Raw genomic sequence first — 19,974 nt, forward strand, 5'->3', positions numbered from 1 at the left:
TATAGAACTCTTAAAATAAGCCATCCCTTTTGCATGGTTATGCTAGAGGATGGCTATTAAAAATAAACTCTACAACGTCAGCTCAACACGGTGTATCTGGTTATCATCAATCAATCGTACGAAAGGACCCTCTTGTGTGCAGTTTTCGGCAAGGTCGACCTTTTGTCCGTCCATCCATAAATCACTATGTCCGCTTGACTTGTGGGAAGGATTCTTAACGGTTATGCGATACTCTGATCTTCCAAACCGATAGCTGATGGAAAACTCCGGCCATTCCCTTGGAATACAAGGGCAAATGAACAGCCTCTCCCTTCTTCGGCGCAGACCGAGAATCCCTTCAATCCCTGCCTGATACATCCAGCCCGCTGCGCCTGTATACCATGTCCAACCGGCACGGCCTCTATGAGGCTCCTCCGTATAGATGTCGGCCGCCATAGCATAAGGCTCTCCGGCATACCTCTGGACTTCCGCAGGTGACTTTGTATGCATGATCGGGTTGAACATGTTGAACAACTCGAATGCTTTGTCCCCATCCCCAAGCCCGCACCAAGCTATAATACTCCAGATGACACCGTGGGTATATTGGCCGCCGTTCTCACGAATACCGGGAGGGTAACCCTGGATGTATCCAGGGCTTGGCTCCGTCCGATCAAATGGCGGATACAAAATATGCGCAACCGACAAGCGGCGGTCCACCAGCTCGCGATCGAATGACCGCATAGCCTGCAAGGCTTTGTCTTGCGGCGCCATTCCTGAGATGACGGACCACGATTGGGCAATGGCATCAATTCGGCATTCCGCATTATGAATGGAACCGAGCCATTGTCCGGCATCGGTGAAAGCCCGCCGGTACCACTGTCCGTCCCAGCTCTCTTGATCGAGGGAAGCAGTAAGCTGCGCATGCATAATCCGGTAATGATCCACCCGCTCATGATCGCCACGATGTTCACACAGATCGGCTACTCTCCTCAAAACATCGCCCAGGAACCAGCCGAGCCATACGCTTTCGCCGCGCCCTTCCGCACCTACCCGGCTCATCCCATCATTCCAGTCTCCAATTCCTATTAATGGCAGTCCATGCTCTCCAAAACGCAGTCCATAGTCTAAAGCACGTAAACAGTGCTCGAAAATCGTACCGCTTTGCTCGGATAATACGGTAGGTTCATATCGTTCATGCTCCTCTTCACCAAGAGGTTTACTGTGCAGATACGGCACGATTTCCTCCAGCAGACCATCATCTCCGGTATGCTCGAGATATCGGGACACAGCATATGGCAGCCACAATAAATCATCGGAAAAACGGGTGCGGATGCCGCGGTCTGTCTCCTCATGCCACCAATGCTGCACATCCCCCTCCTCATATTGGTGCACGGCATGGAGCAGGATTTGCGCCCTGGTGAGATCGGGACGACTGTGCAGCAAGGCCAGCGAATCCTGCAGCTGATCCCGGAAGCCATAGGCTCCGCCTGCTTGATAAAAGGCGGATCGCGCCCACATCCGGCAGGAAAGCGTTTGGTAAAGCAGCCAGTTATTCAGCATCATGTCCATCTCCGGGCTGGGTGTCGAAACCGTAACGGCTCCCAGAACTCCGTTCCAAAATTTTTGCAAATTCTCAAATTCACGTTCGCAAACTGCAGATTCCCGGTATTTCTTTGCAAGCTTTCCAACCTGATCAAGGGAATGATCGCAGCCGAGCAGGATATAGACGGTTTGTTCCGAATGAGGCTCTATCAGAAATTTGGCTTGTAGCGCTCCGCAAACATCATAAGACGGTCCTGTTTTCCCGGAGAGATGAAGTCGATGCATGGCCGCAGGGTGCTCGATATTACCGTTTCGGCCTAAAAACTCCATGCGATCCCCTGTCCATGACGTTTCCATGAACGTCCTCTGACTGCTAAGTTCATCCGGCGATTTCACGAGTGGATTCACAGCTAAAAAGGCGGTTGCATTCCGGAAATTTTCCTGGTATGTGTTGTGTGCCGTCAATAGTTCATTTTGCTCATCCCACTCCGTGACGACAAATGAAGAATTTCCTTCACGATGAACGCCCAAAACCCATTCGGCATAATAAGTAACGGATAATCTCCGCAGCTCGGCGGTCATATTTTGCAGCCTCAATCGGATGACCTTGACTGGATCTTCGAGCGGTACAAAAACAGTCATTTCCTGCTGAAGACCATGGCTTACTTGCTGATAACGCGAATAACCCCGTCCGTGCGCAACCTTATAGGAGGACGCTGCATACGGATGGGCCGGTGCCGTCGTCCAATACTCCCCGCTTTCTTCGTCTCGCAAATAACACACTTCCCCGGGCTGGTCAAGAACGGGATCGTTCGACCATGGGGTCAATTTGCATTCTCTACTATTTTTCCACCATGTGTAACCCGTATATAATTCGGAAGCGATACAGCCATATCGCGGATTGGCCATCACATTAATCCACGGTGACGGTAAGCAGCTGCCATTTTTCAGAACGATTTCATACTCCCTGCCGTCCTGAGAGAAACCTCCCCAACCGTTGTAAAAAAGGGGGGCGTTCGTTTCATCTGCGTGAACAGGAACGAAGCGATTCGGCGTTGCCGTTACGGTTAGAGGTGGCGGCTCCACATGCGGATAGCTTCGACCTGCTGCTTTAAGCTGTGTCCTCAGACTCGGGCCGTCAGCACGAAGCACAATGCGGGCAACTGCAAAAAACAACAACTTGTGGTCTTCCGATAACTGAGCAGCGGGCAAAATGTGGACCCCATCATCTCCTGCAGCTTGTCCTCCGACAATTTGTTCCATTGATCGCCGCAGGTTTTCCTGCAAGTCCTGCTGATACCCACCTTCCGACTCGTTTAATATGACCAGATCGATAAACAGTCTGTTATGCCGCAAATATTCATAACCAACAAGAAGCTTGGTTATAAATGACAGGTTCGTCGAATCCGAAATTCGTACCATAACAATAGGCCGATCACCGGAGACTCCGTATGCCCATAGTCCCTGCTGCCCTTTTTTGTTGGCAATAATACTTTTTTCACGTTCTGCATGTAGTGGTGAGGCATACACCACACGTCCCGCTAACAATCGAAAAACGGCCAATTCAGCGGATGTAATGCGCAAATGCTGCAGTTCGATTTGACTCCGTGTCCAGGCAAGCTGGAAATACCTCTCCACTTGCTGTTCCTGACAAAGCTGCTGTACGATTTCTACCGATTGCTCCTTCGTCTCAGCTACGCCTGTAACAGCGGTCAGGTGGACGCGTACTCCAGGCTCGATTATTAAGCGCCTTCGCATGACAAACGCTGGATCAGCAACTGAGCCTGTCGTGTTGCCAAGCCGGGATTCGATCCCTATGGGTCTGGCTAATGTAGATCCTCTGCCGATAAAACGGGAGCGATCGGTTTCATATTCCACAGGTCCGAGAGACCCTTCGTTGGTCATTAAAGTATGAAAGGCCCATATGGCTTTCTCTCCGGTATCACGTGGACGTTTGCGCGCGAACAGGCATTCCGCACCCGACTCAAAGTCCGTTTCGATGAATAGCTTGGTGAAAGCCGGGTGAGCTTTGTCCGCATCTGAAGGCGCTAATGCAATTTCAAGAAATGTCGTCACCTCTATGATTCTGGCTTCGCTTCCAGTGTTATAAAGTGTCAACTTGCGCAGCTCAAGGTTCGATTCGGGCGATACAGTAATTTCAAGCGTTGTCTGCATTTCCCCGTCTTCACTCAGGAAAACAGATCGCTCTTGCGAAAACTGCACACGCAGTTTGTCCGTCGGTATTCGACAAGGCTGAAAGGTTGGAGACCATACCTTGTCCCTTTCAACATCCCGAATATACATATAGCTGCCCCAAGGGTCTGCCACCGGATCTTCTCGCCAGCGCGATACATTCATGCCTTCGTACTTGATAAATCCGCTGCCGCTATTCGTGACAACCGTCGTAAACGATCCGTTCGAATGTACATTCACTTCAGGCACTGTCGTTTGGGCAGGAAGATATTCCTGCTGCCGGGAAGATTCTGCAAGCTTCGGCTTCTGGATTCGCGTCTGCACGGTTATGTCCCGATTATAATTGGAAGTCCCGTAAGGTATACGCTCTTTTAACAGCAGTTCGGCCGCCTGTACACGTTTATCGTTATGAAAATGATCATACATTTTACGCGGCAGCAGCAAATTGGCAAGCGTCAGCAGGCTCATTCCTTGATGATGTGCCATAAAGCTGCGGATAACCTTGCAATTATCGCCTTCCGGCATTCTCCCTGCAGTAAAATCAATGGCCTCGTAAAAGCCATATTGCCCGCGTGCTCCGAGCTTCTCCATCCGTTCTAAATCTTTCATCCCTTCACATATTGAAAAAGGCAGTGCCATCACCGTCGCATAAGGCGCCACAACCAGGTCTTCTTCAAGTCCGCGTTTGAAGCCTAGTCCAGGAACTCCGAATGCACGGTATTGGTAATTCAGTTGATAATCGAATGCGTAATAGCCGGATTCCGAAATGCCAAAAGGAACCCCTCTTTCACGAGCGTATTCGATTTGCCGCTTGACGACGCCGCTATACGTGCTGTGCCATATGGTGTTCCAATAGCTGCGCATGGTCAACCAAGGCATCATATATTCAAACATAGTACCTGACCACGAAATCAGTACGGTTTGTTTCCCTAGTTTTTTGACTGTGCGGCCAAGCGCTAACCAGTGAGACGCGGCAACTTGCCCCAGGGCGATGGCCACAAAGCTGGTTTGTCTTGCTTCAGATGCCAAAAGATCGTAAAGAATGTTGTCACGTTCACCGGTTCCCACATGGTATCCCAGAATGAATAATTTGGCTTTATGGTCATAAAGCGGACGAAAATCCGTTGCCGCAATCAATGCCTCCAGACGGTCGATCAATTGGTTGCCTGTCTCCAGCCAATTGTTAAAAGCAGGGTGCTGCTCATCGGAGCGTTCTTCCGCACCCATTACTGTGGAGTCGGTCTCCATCCAATGCGCTAACCCTTGCTTGACCGTCATCAGGCTGGCAACAAAATTGCCTGAGTCCACAGTTGAGACAAAGGCCGGCGGCAGCATAGCGAGCGAGAGGGTATCGTACCAGTTATAGAGATTTCCGTTCCATTTGTCCAATCGTTCAACAGTACTGACAGTTCGCTCCAAACGCTCTACAAGCTGCGGTGTATTTATAAATCCGAAATCACGTGCAGCCAGGGTCGAGGTAAGCAAAAAACCGATATTGGTTGGAGACGTACGATGCGCAACACCGTTGGGAGGATCGATTTGAACGTTGTCCGGCGGCAGCCAATGGTCCTGAGCACCCGCAAAATGTTCATAAAACGCCCAAATTTGTTTGGCCAACTCCCTCAGTTGATCTTCCTCCGCTGGTGTGATTGGCTGCTCTTCGATTGCAATAGGCTGGTCTAACCAGCGGATAACAAGTGGAGCAAGAACCCAAATTAATCCAAGCGTAAGGCTTGACCACATCATGACCTGATTGCTCTGCATCGCAGCAGCCAATGCAAAGAGGAATATTAATAAATATCCGCCGCGTGTGCCGAGCAAAGTCGAATGACGCTTCCCCCGGTTATTGCGCTCAATATGAGAGGAGCTGGTCCATTCGAGCAGATGACGCTTGCTGATCCAGAGCCGGTAAATAGTTTTTCCGATCGCATCAAGCAGCACTGCCGTTTGAAACGGTAACGTCAAGATGGTGATCAAGACATGTACAGCTGCAGACCCTACTCTGCGGGGATGCCAATTGTCTCTCGTACTTGCAAAGATCAGTCTGATCACCGACAAGAACATAGTTGCCAGCACAAGAGCAAACCAACGTATCGGGGAACCCGGAAGAATGCTAAGAGAGAGTATAATAATAGTAAAATACGCTATCGGAAGCAGGCTGCGGCGAAGATTATCGATCATTTGCCAGCGTGTAAGAACGGACAGATGGACTGGCCTCAGCGTCCCCCGGCGATCGCACACACGGGTAAACAGCCAGCAAAGCAGCTGCCAATCACCGCGTACCCATCTGTGCATACGTTTCTGATAGGACATGAAGTTGGATGGATGGTCATCGATCAGCTCAATGTCCGACAGCAGTCCTGCCCGCAAAAATCCTCCTTCGAGCAAATCGTGACTAAGCACAATATTTTCGGGGATACGCTCGCACAATAACTCGGCAAACACATCGACATCGAAAATACCTTTTCCGGTAAATATACCTTGATCCAATGCATCCTGGTATGGATCGGAGGCGGCAAAAGCATAGGGATCCATTCCCGGCTCCGACCAGAACCAAGCAAAATGCGATTGCATGGCTGACTCATGGCTTATACCGATACGCGGTTGAAGCACACCATAGCCTTCAACCACCCGCGTACGTGCCTGATTTAAGCGCGGCCTGTTATACGGAAGATGCAGCGTGCCGATCATCCGTTGGGCGCTCCCCAGGGGAAGCTGTGTGTCAGCGTCCAACGTTATAATGTAGCGAATGTGAGAAAGCACAGTCGTATCCCCTGTGGTGAACTCATAACTCGTGTCCGTCTTTCCTCTAAGCAGCTCGACAAACTCCACCAATTTTCCGCGCTTTCGTTCCCAGCCCATGAAGACCCTCTCCGTTGGGCACCACTGCCTGATGCGCTGATAAAAGTGAAAGGTCGTTCCTTCCGGGCCTCCATACCTTTCGTTTAATTTCACGATTTTTTCTTTTGCAATTGCAACCAGGTCTTCATCTCCCGGAAGCTTACTCTCCAGCGCATCGATAAAATCCCCCAAGAGGGCGTAATGAATATTAGGATCCCGATTGGCCAAATAATGGATTTCCAGACGATCCGTAAATTCCTTCACCTCTTCAGGCGTTGACCATATTGCAGGGATGACGACCATCGTAGCTGCTTCAGCCGGTACACCGTTTGAAAAATCGTAACGAAGCAATGGCCGGGGACGGCATAACTTCTCGATCCCAAAATGAAGCCATGTGATGACCCACTCGCTTACAGGAAGACACAATAACAGTAGTACGGCAATCCTCGCTGCTATCGTAAAACCGCGTCCACTGCTGATCCAATCGCTAAAGGCTATCAAAATCAATAAAAACAAACCTATCAACAATGCAAAATAAGTTCCTGCCGGACGGTTGAAAAGATGGCTTACCGGTGAAAATCGGGGTGTGCTGCATTGTCGAAGGGATTTTGTCAGTTGCTTGATCCCTTCTGCTTCGAATATATAATAGGCCGCAAACTCCGATCTCAGAGGGTCATTCAACTTCTCCTGAGTTTCACGGACCCTGTCTTTCACATCCTTTGCAAGATCTATGGCCTGACTCGCAATCAAACCTTCAGGAACATGCATACGCCTGGCTAGTTTACTCACACCTTTAAGCATCTCAATACGGCTGGAAGCATCGAGAAGCGGATAAGTTCCTGTGCATTCTTGGCGAAATGTTCGGTCAATCAAACTGTTCCGTTCGAACAGGTCACCCCAATCCCTGCGCTCGTTATTACGCAAACTGCTGATCAAATTGCCTGCAGTCAACTGATAGGAAGCCTGAAGCTGATGCTCATAGGAGATGATGCGATCGAGGTCTTCCGAACCGTTCTCCATATTGCATATCAACCATTCGCGCACAGTAGCGGAATCGTCCGCAAATTCCCGTAAGTGACTGATCAATTGAACGATCCATGGTCCCGATAATGGAACGGTTTGCCCGGCCGATTCTAATTCTGCGCTGATCGATTCCGGATTTAATTTGGACGACTCTATTCGTGAAAGCATCCGTTCCACTTGAATGCAAACCTCCCGGCGTTCACGAACAAGCGACATCGTTCCTGCCAATCTTTCGATCAAAGCCATCCGCAGAAAGAGTGGAATGGACCAGTTCTCATTAAGCGATAATGCAGAAACCTCCTGATAGGCATTAAAATAAGTAACAACAGTCTCCTCATCCAATACCCCTTCGACCTGTTCCAAATAATCTTCACATAGAGATTGTATTCTCAAATCATCGTTCTTGCGGAGGCGGGGCAAGTAACCAAGAGCTCGGTCAGACAAATGAGCTTTTACCTCCAACGCCTGTTCATCAATAAAATCAGCGTTATCGAGCAGCCATTCTTCGGCAGGTTGGGCACAGCTTGCTGGTTGGTTTTGCAAGGAATTTGCAAATTCCCTTAAACTTTTTATATGTTGTTCGAATTGATTCCATAAGTATTTGGGCTGGGAGCGCACTTCTCTGGTTGAATGCTGCAGTGCAAGTTCTCTTGCTTTTATGCAAAGCTTATTCATATTATAAGCCATAGGTCCCTCCGGAAAATCAGATGTCCAAATTATTTACATATTTGCATGATTTTATTAGTGAGGTTGATTTCACCTCATCCGGTCCGTTCATTTAGACAAAAAAAATCCCACCTCGGCTTAGCACCAGAGGTGGGATTTTCGATATAGGGGTTTGCGACAGCAGGGAATTTTAGTTTGGATTTGTGACTGTTTGCGGGACCTTTTTACCGAATGAAAAGTAATATAAGAGCGCGCTCGCTACGACAATCAAGCTTAGGATCAAAATAAGATTGCCGTACATGAACGCATGTGAATCCGAAAGCAAAGGATGAAGCGGAAAAGCGAACAGCTCTTTCTCTATCGCCTTTGCAACCAGTGCTGTCACGACCGCCCCAGCAATCGTCGATGCCATATTGAAGAAACCCATTCCGACACCGATTTGGTGAGGAGGCAAAACTTGCGCTATACTTTCGGTTAATGCGGTCTGCATGAAGGAAAACCCGATATACATCATAATAAGGGCGGCTCCAATATACCAAACCCAAAGCCCGATGGATGAAGATTGCAGAAGAAGACTCAGCGCGATTAAAAACAGTCCAAGATAGACGACGAAATGACTTCCCCGCTTGACCGTCATATTGCCGGCGACTCTTCCGAATATAACAGCGCTTATAGCTCCCGGGAACATGATAAGCCCAATACTCTCCGGGTTCAAGCCGTACATTTTATTCAGCATAAGCGGGATTACAAACATCACGGACATCACAGTGCCAAAAATAAAAAATCCAATGATGAGACCGTTTCTGTATAATGTATTGGTGAAAAGTCCGGGTTCTACAAAAGGCTCCTTAGCTCGTCGGATTTGAACGATAAATAGGATCAGCGAGATTATAGCAATGAGTAAATAAATCAAGCTTGTATTTGTTGTAAACAAAATCACCATCGATACAAAAATACACAGCAGCAGCGCTCCAATAAAGTCCAATTTTCCTTCTTTACGCTGCTCTACTGGCAGGAATTTTTGGAAAAAAGGGATGGCGACAACTACGGGTATCGCTATAAGAAACAAATAGGACCAGTGGAATGATCCTGCGATGTAACCGCCGAGTACAGGTCCGATCCCAACCGCAAATGATACGGTCGATGTGATGATTCCAAACAATTTCCCCCGTTCCTCCTGCGTAAAAAATCTCGCCACGATGACAAAGACCAATGCGGGGATTGCTGATCCGCCTGCCCCTTGTATAGCCCGGGATAAAATAACTCCGGGGTACCAGGATTGCAAAACAAATCCCAAAATGGAACCCACGCTGTAAAGGACGATTCCGATTGTAATCAGTTTCTTGACGCTGAACATATCAGATAGTTTTCCGAAAATGACCATTCCCACACCGAAGACGATAAAAAAGATCGTCACTACCCAGCTTACGCCGGCAGCATCCAGTGCGAATTGCTTGGCAATGTTGGGGGTGGATACATTGAACACCGATTCATTCAGTACGGCAAAAAAGATTACGTAATAAATCCAAGGAACACTTTTCTTTATATCTGAAGTGTCCGCTATAGATGGGGTATTACTGTTACTCTCCACAGTATTCATTTCTCTATCAATCCCTCCTGTTTTTATGATTGTCCGCTACCTTACTTTAGCATATAACAAAAGACAAAATTTCTTTTCGATTGCTATATTCTCCTTTCTTTCTTATACATACAGGTTAGTATACAATCACATTGACATTATACAGACAGATCTGTATAATGTCAACTAATAAGAGAAGAGGGTTATCATGATAAAAGTAGACGGAAAGAAATCAGCTGCACGCGAACAGATCCTGGAAACCGCATGCAATTTATTTTTTCAAAAAGGGTTTCATGCTGTTGGTGTCGATACGATTGCAGCTGAATCGGGAATTACAAAAATGACTATGTACAAGCACTTCCCTTCGAAGGATCACCTCATTGTTGCTATTTTGGAGCGTTCAAGCGAGTTCTACTGGGAATGGTTTGAGAAAACGATTGATGAAATTACAGAACCGGAACAGCAGCTCATCGCGATCTTCGAGTCTGTAGCAAAGCAGCAATCATCATGCCCCCAGTCGATGTTCTGTCTCAACCAGGCTGTTGCAGTAGAGTTCCCTTCACAAGAACATATGGTGAATGAAGCAGCTGTGCAGCATATACAATCCATCATCAAGCGGTTGGAATCTATTTGTGAACAAGCCGGATTGAAATCACCTCAGCACCTTGCCCGGCAGCTGTTCATATTGCTCGAAGGGAACTCGATGTGTTCCAGGTTTTTTGGCGAAGATGGCACTGCAGCAGATGTTGTTAATGCAGCCATCACATTGATCAAGTCATATCGCTAATCAACACAAGCACGGTTAGATCATATCAATGGCTGTGTTGAATAACTTGATTGAGGAAATTATTCATCAATAGAGGCAGGGAAATCAGGATGGGAGGATCGTCCGGATGAGGAACATGCAGCGTAAGCTTCTGATGGGGAACAGTTGAAGAGTGTCCGACTATGATCGGCTTCTTCGATCGGGTGCGCAAGGTTGTCCGCGGAAGCAGAATATCCATGGCCTGCATACCCCAAGAGACCGATGTAGCCATCAGGTAATAAGTGCCTGGTTTCACACCATCAAAGCAAAATCGCCCTGTTGAAGAAATCAAAGTACCATACAGAGGTAAACCTTCAGGAATGGGCTTGGCAAATAAGCCGATGAGAATGACTCCCTCGAAAGGTGCTTCAGCTTTGATCGTCCCTTCTATTCTGGCATGCGGATTGAATGTAAGCGGTGAAGTACCCCAATCCTGAAGCTTCTGCAAGGAACGCAGCTGATTGTCCGCTTGAAGCGCCGAGTTCCGAAAGTCGGATGGCGATACACCTACACGTTCGGTAAATCGAGTGGTGAAGGTACCCAAACTCTGTTGACCAATCTCCAATCCAATATCGCGAATGCTCAAATTTGTGTTCAGCAATAACTCTTTTGCCCTCTGCAGTCGGAGGGAAGAAACATAATACAGTGGGGATAAACCGATTCTTTCTTTAAAAATACGCATGAAATGATACGGACTATAAGCCACATGATCGGCCAATCGGGAAAGCGAAAGCGGCTCATAAATATTTTGATGAATATAAATTATCGCCTCGTCTACCTCTAAATACCGGTCATTCACCTTTCCCACACCTTCCATCCGCCATGCTTCCTTTATAATTTGGATACGGATACTATTATTTTATATGTTCATTCGGAAGTTTTCAAATTTTCAAACAAGTGTTCTCGTTTATTATAGAACATTTGTTCGATTAATTCAACCATCAAATAAAACAAAAAGACCGCAATTTTGCGATCTTTATGCTCAATCAGATTTATATGAGGTGATTCGACGATACATGGTTTTATCCTTCAGCTTGAGAAAATGGGACATCGCCGGAAACAAATTCGCTTCAATAATCCAGATATGCCCTCTTTGGTCAGGACCCATATCCATGCCGTATATTCTATGGCCTTTGAAATAAGCGGCTAATCTTCGGGTAGCTTGTAAAGCGACTTTATCTATTTTTAGCAGCAATTTTCGTTTGGATAGATGATGGATTGAGGATTTTCGAAGAGCTTTATTAACCAAAAGCATCTCTCCCCCGCTCCTGGTGTTGTTGGAAACGATATAACCTTCGCCTGCGACTTTGGCAACTTTCGCTGTGACCTTCCATACGGGAGAATTTCTTCTGCGTTGTGTGATGACCCGCATGTCAAAGGGACGTCCATCGATCGTCGGTCGGGAGATTAGGCGTTGAACCATATAGGGATCGGAACCGGTAATGCTTGTTATATATTGATAGGTGCTGTCTTTCCCCTGTAAAGTGATTTTTGTTTTCTCATAATGCAAGACATATTCATGATTTCCAAGGGAAGTTACTTGTATGACACCGCGCCCCCGGCTGCCATTTATCGGCTTGGCGATGACTTGACCATATTTGGAAATAAGCTCCCACAGAGACTTCTGTGACAGCATCAGTGTTTCCGGCAAATAGCGGCTTAAACTTCCTGCTCTTTTCAAATACCTATATTTAAACCATTTATTTGTTTTCGCTGACTTCATTGACATTCACCCTTCTCCCTTCAAAGCCTATGCTAACAAGATATCGATCAAGCAGCTCCAAAAACGTTTCAATATCCTTATAGGTGATGTCTCCCATAGTTGATATCCTGAATGTTCGCCGTCCATCGAGTTTGCCGGGATATATAATGATGCTATTTTTATAAAAATAATCGTGCATGGTTTGGAAATCATAACCTTCACGATCTGGCTCTATAATGGAGGTGACGATTTTGGAATGACAGGATTCAGGGATCATATGCGTCAGCCCCAGCCGGGTGATGCCATTAATTAAGGTATTCCACGACTGAGTGTACCTTTCATATCTTTTCAACACAGTTTCCTGAATTAACTCGTCTATCGCCTGTTTAAGCGCATATAAGGTTTGGACTGGAGGGGTAAAGCGCATTTGCCGATGTTCTGAAAAATACTTATATTGATCATACAGATTTAAATAGTAATTCTTCGGCTTCAAGTATTTTAGACGGTCCAAATTGCTTGTTTCTGCTATGACAAAAGAAACCCCTGCCATACCTTGAATGTTCTTGTTGGAGCTTGAAGCCAAATAACGAATATTCATTTCTTTCATTTGAATCGGTATGGCCGCATATGAACTCATGGCATCCACAATCATATCGATCCGGTACCGCCCGCATAGGTCTCCAACTGCCTTGATATCGTTCAACAACCCGGTTGTTGTCTCATGATGCACGATAGCAAGATGGGAGAATCTCTTTTCAGACGTTTGAATATAGCTCTCCAAAGCATCCAAATCAATTACATTGTCGGCAGGGCTCTGAAATTCCATGTAATTCAACCCATAAGCTGCCCCGATCTCACACATTCGTTTTCCATAAGCTCCGTTATTGATGATAAGCAAAGCTTCATGATCCAGGACCGAGCTAAGTATGGATTCTACCGCTGCAGTGCCGGAACCGCCGAACAAAATCGTTGTGTAAAGGCTCGGATCGCCTGCCAAGCGGGTGAGCTCTGTTGAGACATATTCCAATAAACAGCCAAATTCCGATTCTCTGGGACACATATCCGGAACCACCTGCGAATATTTCACGCTGTCGGTTGTGGTCGCTGGACCGGGATTAAGCAGAATGGTTCTCTTTATCGCCTTCATAAATCCACCTCATCTTGACTCCCCGAAGATGGATTTATTAAGAAGCGCTGAAGGCGTTCTTTGACCTCATATGGTTTGATATGGGGCCGGCCAAGCTCTTCCTTGTCCTTTTTGGAAATTTTCATATACAGGAAGGTCAGCCCTTTGGATTGTTTCCACTCATTCAAGCAAGCTTCCAACTTTTCCAGGCTGTCAACCTTTAGAGACTTTGCATAGCCGCAGGAAGCAGCAATCTCGACGAAGCTGATATTGGGAGATACCGTACTTTGTCCCCCGGTAGATCCATGTACTTGGTTATCAAGCAAAATATGAATCATATTGGGCGGATGGTAATAGCCGTTGGTAGCCAGGCTTCCCATGCGCATGAGCAAGGAACCGTCCCCGTCGATAACGACAATATCCTTGCTTGTTTGAGTCAGCGCCAATCCAAGCCCAAAAGAACTGATACAGCCCATGGAGCCTACCATATATAAATTATTGTCAGCATCTTCGATTTCAAATAATTCCCGCCCGGTTTTTCCAGTGGTGGCAAGCTGTACCGTTCTCGAATCCATGCAAGAATGAATGACAGTCAGCGCTTGATACCGCGCAGGCAGTTCACTCTCTGAAGGGTCCATTATGCGGGTTTTCAATACTTCATCATCAAACGTTCCTTTTCTGACGACAAAGAAAAAAGATCGATTCCGGGCAATATGCTGATCGGCCTGCAATAATTGATGCTCCGCCTCTTCTGGATCCATGGACAAATACTGCCACTCTATTTCCATTAAATCCAGCAATTGAGTAGTGATTCGGCCCATCAATTCATGCTGTGGTTCATCGGGAATACCTGGTTCACCACGCAGACTGACAAATCCGAGCAGGGGAATCCGGAAGGGGTAGGTTAGAGAGGTCAAGGGTGAAACGGCGTTCGTCAGACCCGAGTTTTGCATGAGAACGACAGGCTTTTTTCCTCCCATGCATGCAGCAGAAGCAATGGCTACAGCATCGCCTTCATTCGCAGCCGCCACGTATTCACATTCGTTGATCGCATAATTGATTAAACTTTTCAAGAAAGAGCACGGAACACCGCTAAACAGAGTAAATCCTGATTTTTTCAGCTTTTCGCCAAATACCCTTGTATTGATCATAAGTCCTCACCCGAATCTTTTTTCATGGAAGGAAAATATTTTTGTTCTGCCGCCTGAAGCTCTTCCGCTCTCTGAAGCCGGAACACTTCTTCGACGGACGCGATGCTGTTTTCGATATGGACTAGGCTTTCCTCCTTGAATATTTGACTGGATATTTTTTGCATAGCGTCTATGGATGCTCGCAAATTATGGTTTGCCCAAATTACGAGGCTAATCTTAAGCTCCTGAAAACGTTTAGTCGGTATGGAATAATATTTGGTAGGCACAATAACAACCGGCAATCGCCCGCCCCACTCTTTCATAAACGACTCAATCTCCACCAGATCCGGCCTCTTGCTGTGAATAAGCACCGCATCGGCACCCGCACGCCGATAAGCCTCCGCACGCTGCAAGGCCTCCTCCAGTCCCCATCCCGAAATAAATGCTTCCACTCTGGCTACAACTATAAAATCATCGTCGAGCTGAGTATCCTTCATGGCTTTAATTTTGCCGCAAAATTCATCGATATCGGCAAGCGGTTGAGCCGTGGAATTTATGAAGGAATTGGTCTTCGGAAACTGTTTATCTTCTATGCACACCCCAGCAATTTGGCGTTGCTCCAGCTTGCTGACCAGCCTCCTGGCATTGTTGAAGTTTCCGTAGCCCGTATCCCCATCAAGCAGAATCGGAATGGAACTGGAATCGCTCATAAATTCCAGAACCTCCAGGACCTGCGTCCAGGAAGCCTCATTATTGTCCCTGAGGCCCATGGCTGCCGATATGGATAATCCGCTGGCCCAAATCCCTTTAAATCCTGTCTCTTCAACAATTTTAGCCGACAAGCCGCTGTGGGCTTCCATAATAAAATCCAGATTTTGCGATTGAATGATTTGTTTTAATTGACTAGTTTTTTTCATGGAAGCTCACTCCCGCTACTGTAAATCAAATGCTTATTTTCCAAAATGGTATTCAGCTCGGATTTATCGCTAAGCTGAGTGAACAGCATATGGCCAGGCTTCGAATTGGCTTCGATGATCCATATACGTCCGTTCTTTTCAATGGCAAGATCAACCCCCAGTTCACGCAGAGAATGCTGTTTATCAAGTGTTTTGGCAATGATATAGGATAGTTGTTCTATTCGTTCCAGTCGACTATTCACTTTATTACCGCTATTTGGAAAGAGGGTCGAGAGCACTTCTCGCAAGGATGCCGCATGCCCTCCCTTTTGGAAATTGGTCACAAATTTACGCGGTGAGGCCACGCGAGCAACCTTGCCGGAAATCATCCATTCTGATTCCGGCTTCTGCATGTAAATACGCACATCAAAAATGGCGCCCTTGTACTTGGCCAATCGAAGACCTCTCTGCACAAGATAGCGTTGGGACGGCTTTCTGAAGAACTTAATCACTTCATATATGGATTGTGCTCGAACATATTTACGTTCTTGATTGCAGCGTACCTCATACCTTTCTCCCTTTCTCTTGGCTCTGATGATCCCTGATCCTCCACTGCCTTTATCTGGTTTAATGAAGATGGAAGAATAGGATCTCAGCATTTTTAAAGTCCTTCTGCGCGTTAGCCAGTGAGTTTCAGGTAAATAGGGGCGAAGTACGTGTTGTTGCATCATTTCTTTGTATTTTTGCATTTTTCCAATGGACACCGCAATCCCACTCTTCTGTTATTTTTTTGATCATACATACATATGTGAATCCTCTCATCTTGAAAACGGCACTTCTGTACAAGTCGAAAAAATAGTAAAAAAGCCCCTTTGGAAATGTGAATGGAGCTTGGTTTAAATCCATATTGAAAATGGGCTCTCCCGCAGATCTTTACAGACCTTTGGGACAGCCCATTTCGCTTTGGCTTTCGTTTGAGTTAACGTTGCATTCTCTGTTTTAATTGCACCAGTGCAAGGACATTGCGAGTTGTAATCGAGGCCACGCCCATTTCGGCGTACTGTTTCATCAAGCTTTCTTCATTCACGGTCCAAATATAAATAGGCAATCCTTTGGAAGAAGCATACTCCACAAGTTCCGGACGGACAGCAAGGTAATGGAGGTTAATCCCGTAACAAGCAGCATCCAGCGCATCCTGGCAAATTTGTTCAACCATATCTTTGTATGCCATGGATAAGTAATTGCGAGCATCCACATTAAGCATTTTTCGTATTTCCGGGTTCGATTGCTGCGCCTTCATAGCTCGGTCCTTCTCGCATCCGGAATAAAAAGCTTGTTCCAAAAGACCGTGCTTTTTCAATAAAGCTGCCACGGGCTCGATGCTCTGATCGTCCTTCAGGTCCAGATTGGCGATTTTTCCCGAAGCTTGGATCAATGGAAGCATCTCTTCAAGCTTATATATGCGAGTCGTCTCTCGATGATCTCCCTGTTTCACTTCGAATTGGAGAAGACTGATCTCCTCAAAGGTCGATTGGGAAATTCTGTACTCCCAGCCAGCCGGTGTAGTCCAGATGTCATCATGGGAAAGCACAGGGACTCCGTCCTTAGTGACCATAATGTCTTCTTCGATGACGTCTGCCCCCAGCTTGAGCCCGGTTTCAACAGATAGCAGCGTGTTGTCAAGTGTATTCATGCATCCGCTATGGGCGGTAATGATTGGAAATGGATGGTTCATGCTTATCCCCCTTTCCCCGTGATAATAGCATATATGAGGATCAGGTTACTATTGAATCGGCATTGAATACTTATGGTCCTTCATTCCATCATGTGAGTAAACCAGCTCCCTGACACTAATCTCTTCATCCGAAATCAACAGCACAGTCGAACTCCTTGTTCCATAACCTTCACTTTTAATGAATATAGGAGAAAGAATTCGTTCCCATTCCAAGGCGACTCCCGTATTTGGAAGCATTTCATCGGGGGCTTGATCAGCCTTCTGGAGAAGGTTTAAAATCCGTTCATCCATTTCAGGGTTGCTTTCCGTGATTATTTTTGACAATCCTACTTTACCTTTTGTAACCTTGGGCCAATCGGAATCCAATAAATGGTTGCTGATCCCGTAAATACCCGGCTCCAGCTTTTGGACTTTATTATTTGTGTTCGAATAATAATAGAGTCCATTCGCATCCCCTGAGAGCAAATTATAGCCCGGGTATACATTGCGTTTTTTTGCCATTTCATACATATAAGTTTCAGGATGCTCATTGTTTTTTAAAAAATCTGCTGCCAGCTCTCCGCGGGAACGTTTTCCATCAGTTTGTTCCTTAGGGTTTCGATAATTGGTTAGAGCTGCAAAACGACCAGCAGTAGTCACACCCATCCATGTACCCATTTTAAGTAAATCCCGACCGGCCAGAATATTCGGATAATCCTCCCAAAAATGAACAGGTGCTGTCGGTCTCTCATAAAATTCATCACGATTGGCAGCCATGATGAGCTTATATTTGTCGTGTGCCTGATATGCGAATAAGATTAAACACAAATGGATTCCCAGCCTTCATCTTAAAGTTTTTTACTCCATTGTAGCAGACTGTCCTCACTATTCACATAAATACGCTTCAGATGAAAAGGATCTTGAGATGATGTCGTTCTCCCCTGTCTTATGGTAAACGCGTAACGAAACCCTTCTTCTTTCAAAATCGCCAGCGTCTGTTTATTGAATTCTCCGTATGGATAGCAAAATATATCGGCTTTCGTTCCGAGCTGCTGTTCAATCTGTCGGCGTGATTGCGTTATTTCACCCTTCTGCTCCGCAGCAGTAAGCTCGGGGAGATGAGGATGTGTCATGCCGTGCGGCTGTATATCCCAGCCTGCTTCATGCATTTCTTTTAGCTGCATCCAATTCACTTTGCCTTCTTGCCCAATAGTTCCGGGAGAAATAAAGATCGTGGCCGGAAAACCGTGCCGCTTGAGGATCGGCATCGCTTGCTCATAGTTATCTATGTAGCCATCGTCAAAAGTGAGCAGCACAGGCTTAGCGGGGGCTGGTTTCTTCTTTTCTAACATGAGTATAAAATCAGATAGAGTGAGCGGACTGTAGCCCTGCTCTGCCAAATATTCCATCTGCTGTGTAAGTTTCTTCGGATCGAGCACAAGCGTATTGCCCTGCGTGACTCCAATACTGTGATAATTAAGAACAGGTATGGACACTTCCCCTGATTGATCCGGTAAAACAGAAGCTATGGGAGCAGGAACGGAATGTGAAGAGGCTGGTAAAGCAGTTGGTGATGCAGTTGGTGAGACAATTAGTGAAGCAGTTGGTGTAGGAGAAGGCGTGAAAGCAGGAATCGCTGCTACTTCTTCGACCTTTGGTTCTGGGATGTTTACATGGGGTTCGAAGTTAATGGGTAATGGATAAATAGACACTTCAGCTTCAGTGTCGACAACTTCACGTATTTGGGGCTTGCATCCTAAAGTAAGCAAACAAATACTAAGTATAATGATGATCGTGAAGGCAGCCGAAAGCTTACTTTTCATATACGTCCCCCTATGGAAGATGACCAGAAGAATTAGCGTCCAAGTCTATTCTATGAAAGGGAGATTTTGATGATGTGTAAACGGCTAAAATAATCTTCACAGATCATTCATAATAAAATATAGTTGTTATAATTAGTCATTCCAATATAGAAAAATGGTGGGTTTATGAGAACGATTATAAAATTAGTCCGAATTTCTTTTCTGTTCGGAGTATTATTCCTGCTCTCGCTCGTTTTAATATCGCGACTTGATGCCCCGGCTTTGCCTGCACTCGCAGTGGCTAAGACACTAGACGATCTGGCTTGGTGGAAAGAGCAAGCTGTTGAAGCTGATCTTGCGGGTTTTTCTGAAGTGGAAGCCGAATACAAAGCTCGTGCGGAGGCATTCATCAAGTTTCAGTCCGCACCTTCGTCATTACCTCTAGAACCTGTTCCCTCCATGAAGACCGAATTGTATATCAAACAAGACAGGGAAAAAAAACCTTCTTTACCTCTCGCTAAGCATGAACCCGTTTCGGGCGTTTACCTTGGCATGTTGGGAGCCGACCGCAGGGTTGGCTATGATATCACAAAAATTGAAACGGTTTACGGACGCAAGCACACCATATTTTTGTCTTATGTTGGTTGGCGCAAGGTTCAAACTGCAACGGATACGTATTTTCCAAAACAAAATGCCGATCGTGCAAAAGCATTGGGCGGAGCCCTGCAGATTGGCTGGGAGCCTCGTTATGGTCTTGATGATGTGTAAGAAATGTCATCTTCCCGCCAGCGGGTAATTGTCCGGAACCAACAGGCTTATAAGTAAAAGGAACAGGGTCTGCTCCGAGTTCGATACCGGGCAAAAACCATTCCGAGCGCACTAAATGTTTATATAGCGCATCGGAAAGAGGGTTTTCACCAAGGTCAAACACATACTGACCATTCGTTCGAGCTGCTTGAGCACGGCTAAAATTGAA

Annotated in this window: 13 protein-coding genes; 2 read left to right on the forward strand and 11 right to left on the reverse strand. The window is 46.4% G+C overall.

The genetic code is table 11. From position 1 onward, the window contains the following. Positions 1-69: 69 nt before the first annotated feature. Together BLV33_RS04440 and BLV33_RS04445 are read right to left on the reverse strand one after the other, a co-directional pair. Complete coding sequence (locus tag BLV33_RS04440) at positions 70-8,265, reverse strand: GH36-type glycosyl hydrolase domain-containing protein (RefSeq protein ID WP_090788646.1); 8,196 nt, start codon at positions 8,263-8,265, stop codon at positions 70-72. A 169-nt stretch (positions 8,266-8,434) separates the two neighbouring features. Next, entirely contained in the window at positions 8,435-9,844 is a 1,410-nt protein-coding gene (locus BLV33_RS04445) for an MFS transporter (RefSeq protein WP_090788647.1), read from the reverse strand. 187 nt (positions 9,845-10,031) lie between these two features. Here BLV33_RS04445 and BLV33_RS04450 point away from each other — a divergent pair, with 187 nt between their 5' ends. Further along, the gene (locus BLV33_RS04450; RefSeq protein WP_090788649.1) at positions 10,032-10,610 is read left to right on the forward strand and encodes a TetR/AcrR family transcriptional regulator; all 579 of its coding nucleotides are present in this window, start codon (positions 10,032-10,034) and stop codon (positions 10,608-10,610) included. A 25-nt stretch (positions 10,611-10,635) separates the two neighbouring features. Here the strand turns inward: BLV33_RS04450 and BLV33_RS04455 are convergent, their stop codons facing one another. The 9 genes from BLV33_RS04455 to BLV33_RS29855 all read right to left on the reverse strand — a co-directional run bounded on the left by BLV33_RS04455 (position 10,636) and on the right by BLV33_RS29855 (position 19,019). Continuing rightward, positions 10,636-11,445 carry a helix-turn-helix domain-containing protein gene (locus tag BLV33_RS04455; RefSeq protein ID WP_171909008.1) on the reverse strand — a complete coding sequence of 270 codons (810 nt, stop codon included), beginning with the start codon at positions 11,443-11,445 and terminating at the stop codon, positions 10,636-10,638. A 165-nt stretch (positions 11,446-11,610) separates the two neighbouring features. Continuing rightward, positions 11,611-12,351: a YheC/YheD family protein gene (locus BLV33_RS04460; protein ID WP_090798670.1), complete on the reverse strand. Its 741-nt coding sequence runs from the start codon at positions 12,349-12,351 to the stop codon at positions 11,611-11,613. Next, positions 12,329-13,477 carry a 2-aminoethylphosphonate aminotransferase gene (locus BLV33_RS04465; protein WP_090788651.1) on the reverse strand — a complete coding sequence of 383 codons (1,149 nt, stop codon included), beginning with the start codon at positions 13,475-13,477 and terminating at the stop codon, positions 12,329-12,331. Before BLV33_RS04465 ends, BLV33_RS04460 begins: the two co-directional genes overlap by 23 nt. Further along, positions 13,474-14,607, reverse strand: a complete 1,134-nt coding sequence (gene aepY / locus BLV33_RS04470) for a phosphonopyruvate decarboxylase (protein ID WP_171909009.1) — start codon at positions 14,605-14,607, stop codon at positions 13,474-13,476. Before aepY ends, BLV33_RS04465 begins: the two co-directional genes overlap by 4 nt. Continuing rightward, positions 14,604-15,503 (reverse strand): phosphoenolpyruvate mutase, encoded by a 900-nt coding sequence (aepX, locus tag BLV33_RS04475; protein WP_090788653.1) that lies wholly within the window; start codon positions 15,501-15,503, stop codon positions 14,604-14,606. The genes aepY and aepX overlap by 4 nt, the downstream gene beginning before the upstream one ends. Beyond that, the gene (locus BLV33_RS04480) at positions 15,500-16,246 is read right to left on the reverse strand and encodes a YheC/YheD family protein (RefSeq protein ID WP_090788655.1); all 747 of its coding nucleotides are present in this window, start codon (positions 16,244-16,246) and stop codon (positions 15,500-15,502) included. The genes aepX and BLV33_RS04480 overlap by 4 nt, the downstream gene beginning before the upstream one ends. A 215-nt stretch (positions 16,247-16,461) precedes the next feature. Then, on the reverse strand, positions 16,462-17,217 hold the full coding sequence (locus BLV33_RS04485; RefSeq protein ID WP_090788657.1) for a glycerophosphodiester phosphodiesterase: 756 nt from the start codon (positions 17,215-17,217) through the stop codon (positions 16,462-16,464). Positions 17,218-17,265: 48 nt separating this feature from the next. Further along, positions 17,266-18,024, reverse strand: coding sequence for an NRDE family protein (locus BLV33_RS04490; protein ID WP_090788660.1), 759 nt, complete (start codon positions 18,022-18,024; stop codon positions 17,266-17,268). 20 nt (positions 18,025-18,044) lie between these two features. After that, positions 18,045-19,019: a polysaccharide deacetylase family protein gene (locus BLV33_RS29855; RefSeq protein ID WP_253186970.1), complete on the reverse strand. Its 975-nt coding sequence runs from the start codon at positions 19,017-19,019 to the stop codon at positions 18,045-18,047. Between the two features lie 165 nt (positions 19,020-19,184). Here BLV33_RS29855 and BLV33_RS04500 point away from each other — a divergent pair, with 165 nt between their 5' ends. Continuing rightward, a complete protein-coding gene (locus BLV33_RS04500; protein WP_090788662.1) occupies positions 19,185-19,766 on the forward strand; it encodes a hypothetical protein in 582 nt (193 codons plus the stop codon). Positions 19,767-19,974 lie beyond the last annotated feature (208 nt).

The organism is Paenibacillus sp. GP183 (genome assembly GCF_900104695.1).
Taxonomy (GTDB): domain Bacteria; phylum Bacillota; class Bacilli; order Paenibacillales; family NBRC-103111; genus Paenibacillus_AI.

Excerpts from the sequence above, each read along its gene's own strand:
- BLV33_RS04465 (WP_090788651.1), bottom strand. The coding sequence starts at position 13,477 with ATGAAGGCGATAAAGAGAACCATTCTGCTTAATCCCGGTCCAGCGACC.
- BLV33_RS04440 (WP_090788646.1), bottom strand. The coding sequence starts at position 8,265 with ATGGCTTATAATATGAATAAGCTTTGCATAAAAGCAAGAGAACTTGCA.
- aepX (WP_090788653.1), bottom strand. The coding sequence starts at position 15,503 with ATGAAAAAAACTAGTCAATTAAAACAAATCATTCAATCGCAAAATCTG.
- BLV33_RS04450 (WP_090788649.1), top strand. The coding sequence starts at position 10,032 with ATGATAAAAGTAGACGGAAAGAAATCAGCTGCACGCGAACAGATCCTG.
- BLV33_RS04500 (WP_090788662.1), top strand. The coding sequence starts at position 19,185 with ATGAGAACGATTATAAAATTAGTCCGAATTTCTTTTCTGTTCGGAGTA.
- BLV33_RS29855 (WP_253186970.1), bottom strand. The coding sequence starts at position 19,019 with ATGAAAAGTAAGCTTTCGGCTGCCTTCACGATCATCATTATACTTAGT.
- BLV33_RS04485 (WP_090788657.1), bottom strand. The coding sequence starts at position 17,217 with ATGAACCATCCATTTCCAATCATTACCGCCCATAGCGGATGCATGAAT.
- BLV33_RS04455 (WP_171909008.1), bottom strand. The coding sequence starts at position 11,445 with ATGGAAGGTGTGGGAAAGGTGAATGACCGGTATTTAGAGGTAGACGAG.
- BLV33_RS04445 (WP_090788647.1), bottom strand. The coding sequence starts at position 9,844 with ATGAATACTGTGGAGAGTAACAGTAATACCCCATCTATAGCGGACACT.
- aepY (WP_171909009.1), bottom strand. The coding sequence starts at position 14,607 with ATGATCAATACAAGGGTATTTGGCGAAAAGCTGAAAAAATCAGGATTT.
- BLV33_RS04460 (WP_090798670.1), bottom strand. The coding sequence starts at position 12,351 with ATGAAGTCAGCGAAAACAAATAAATGGTTTAAATATAGGTATTTGAAA.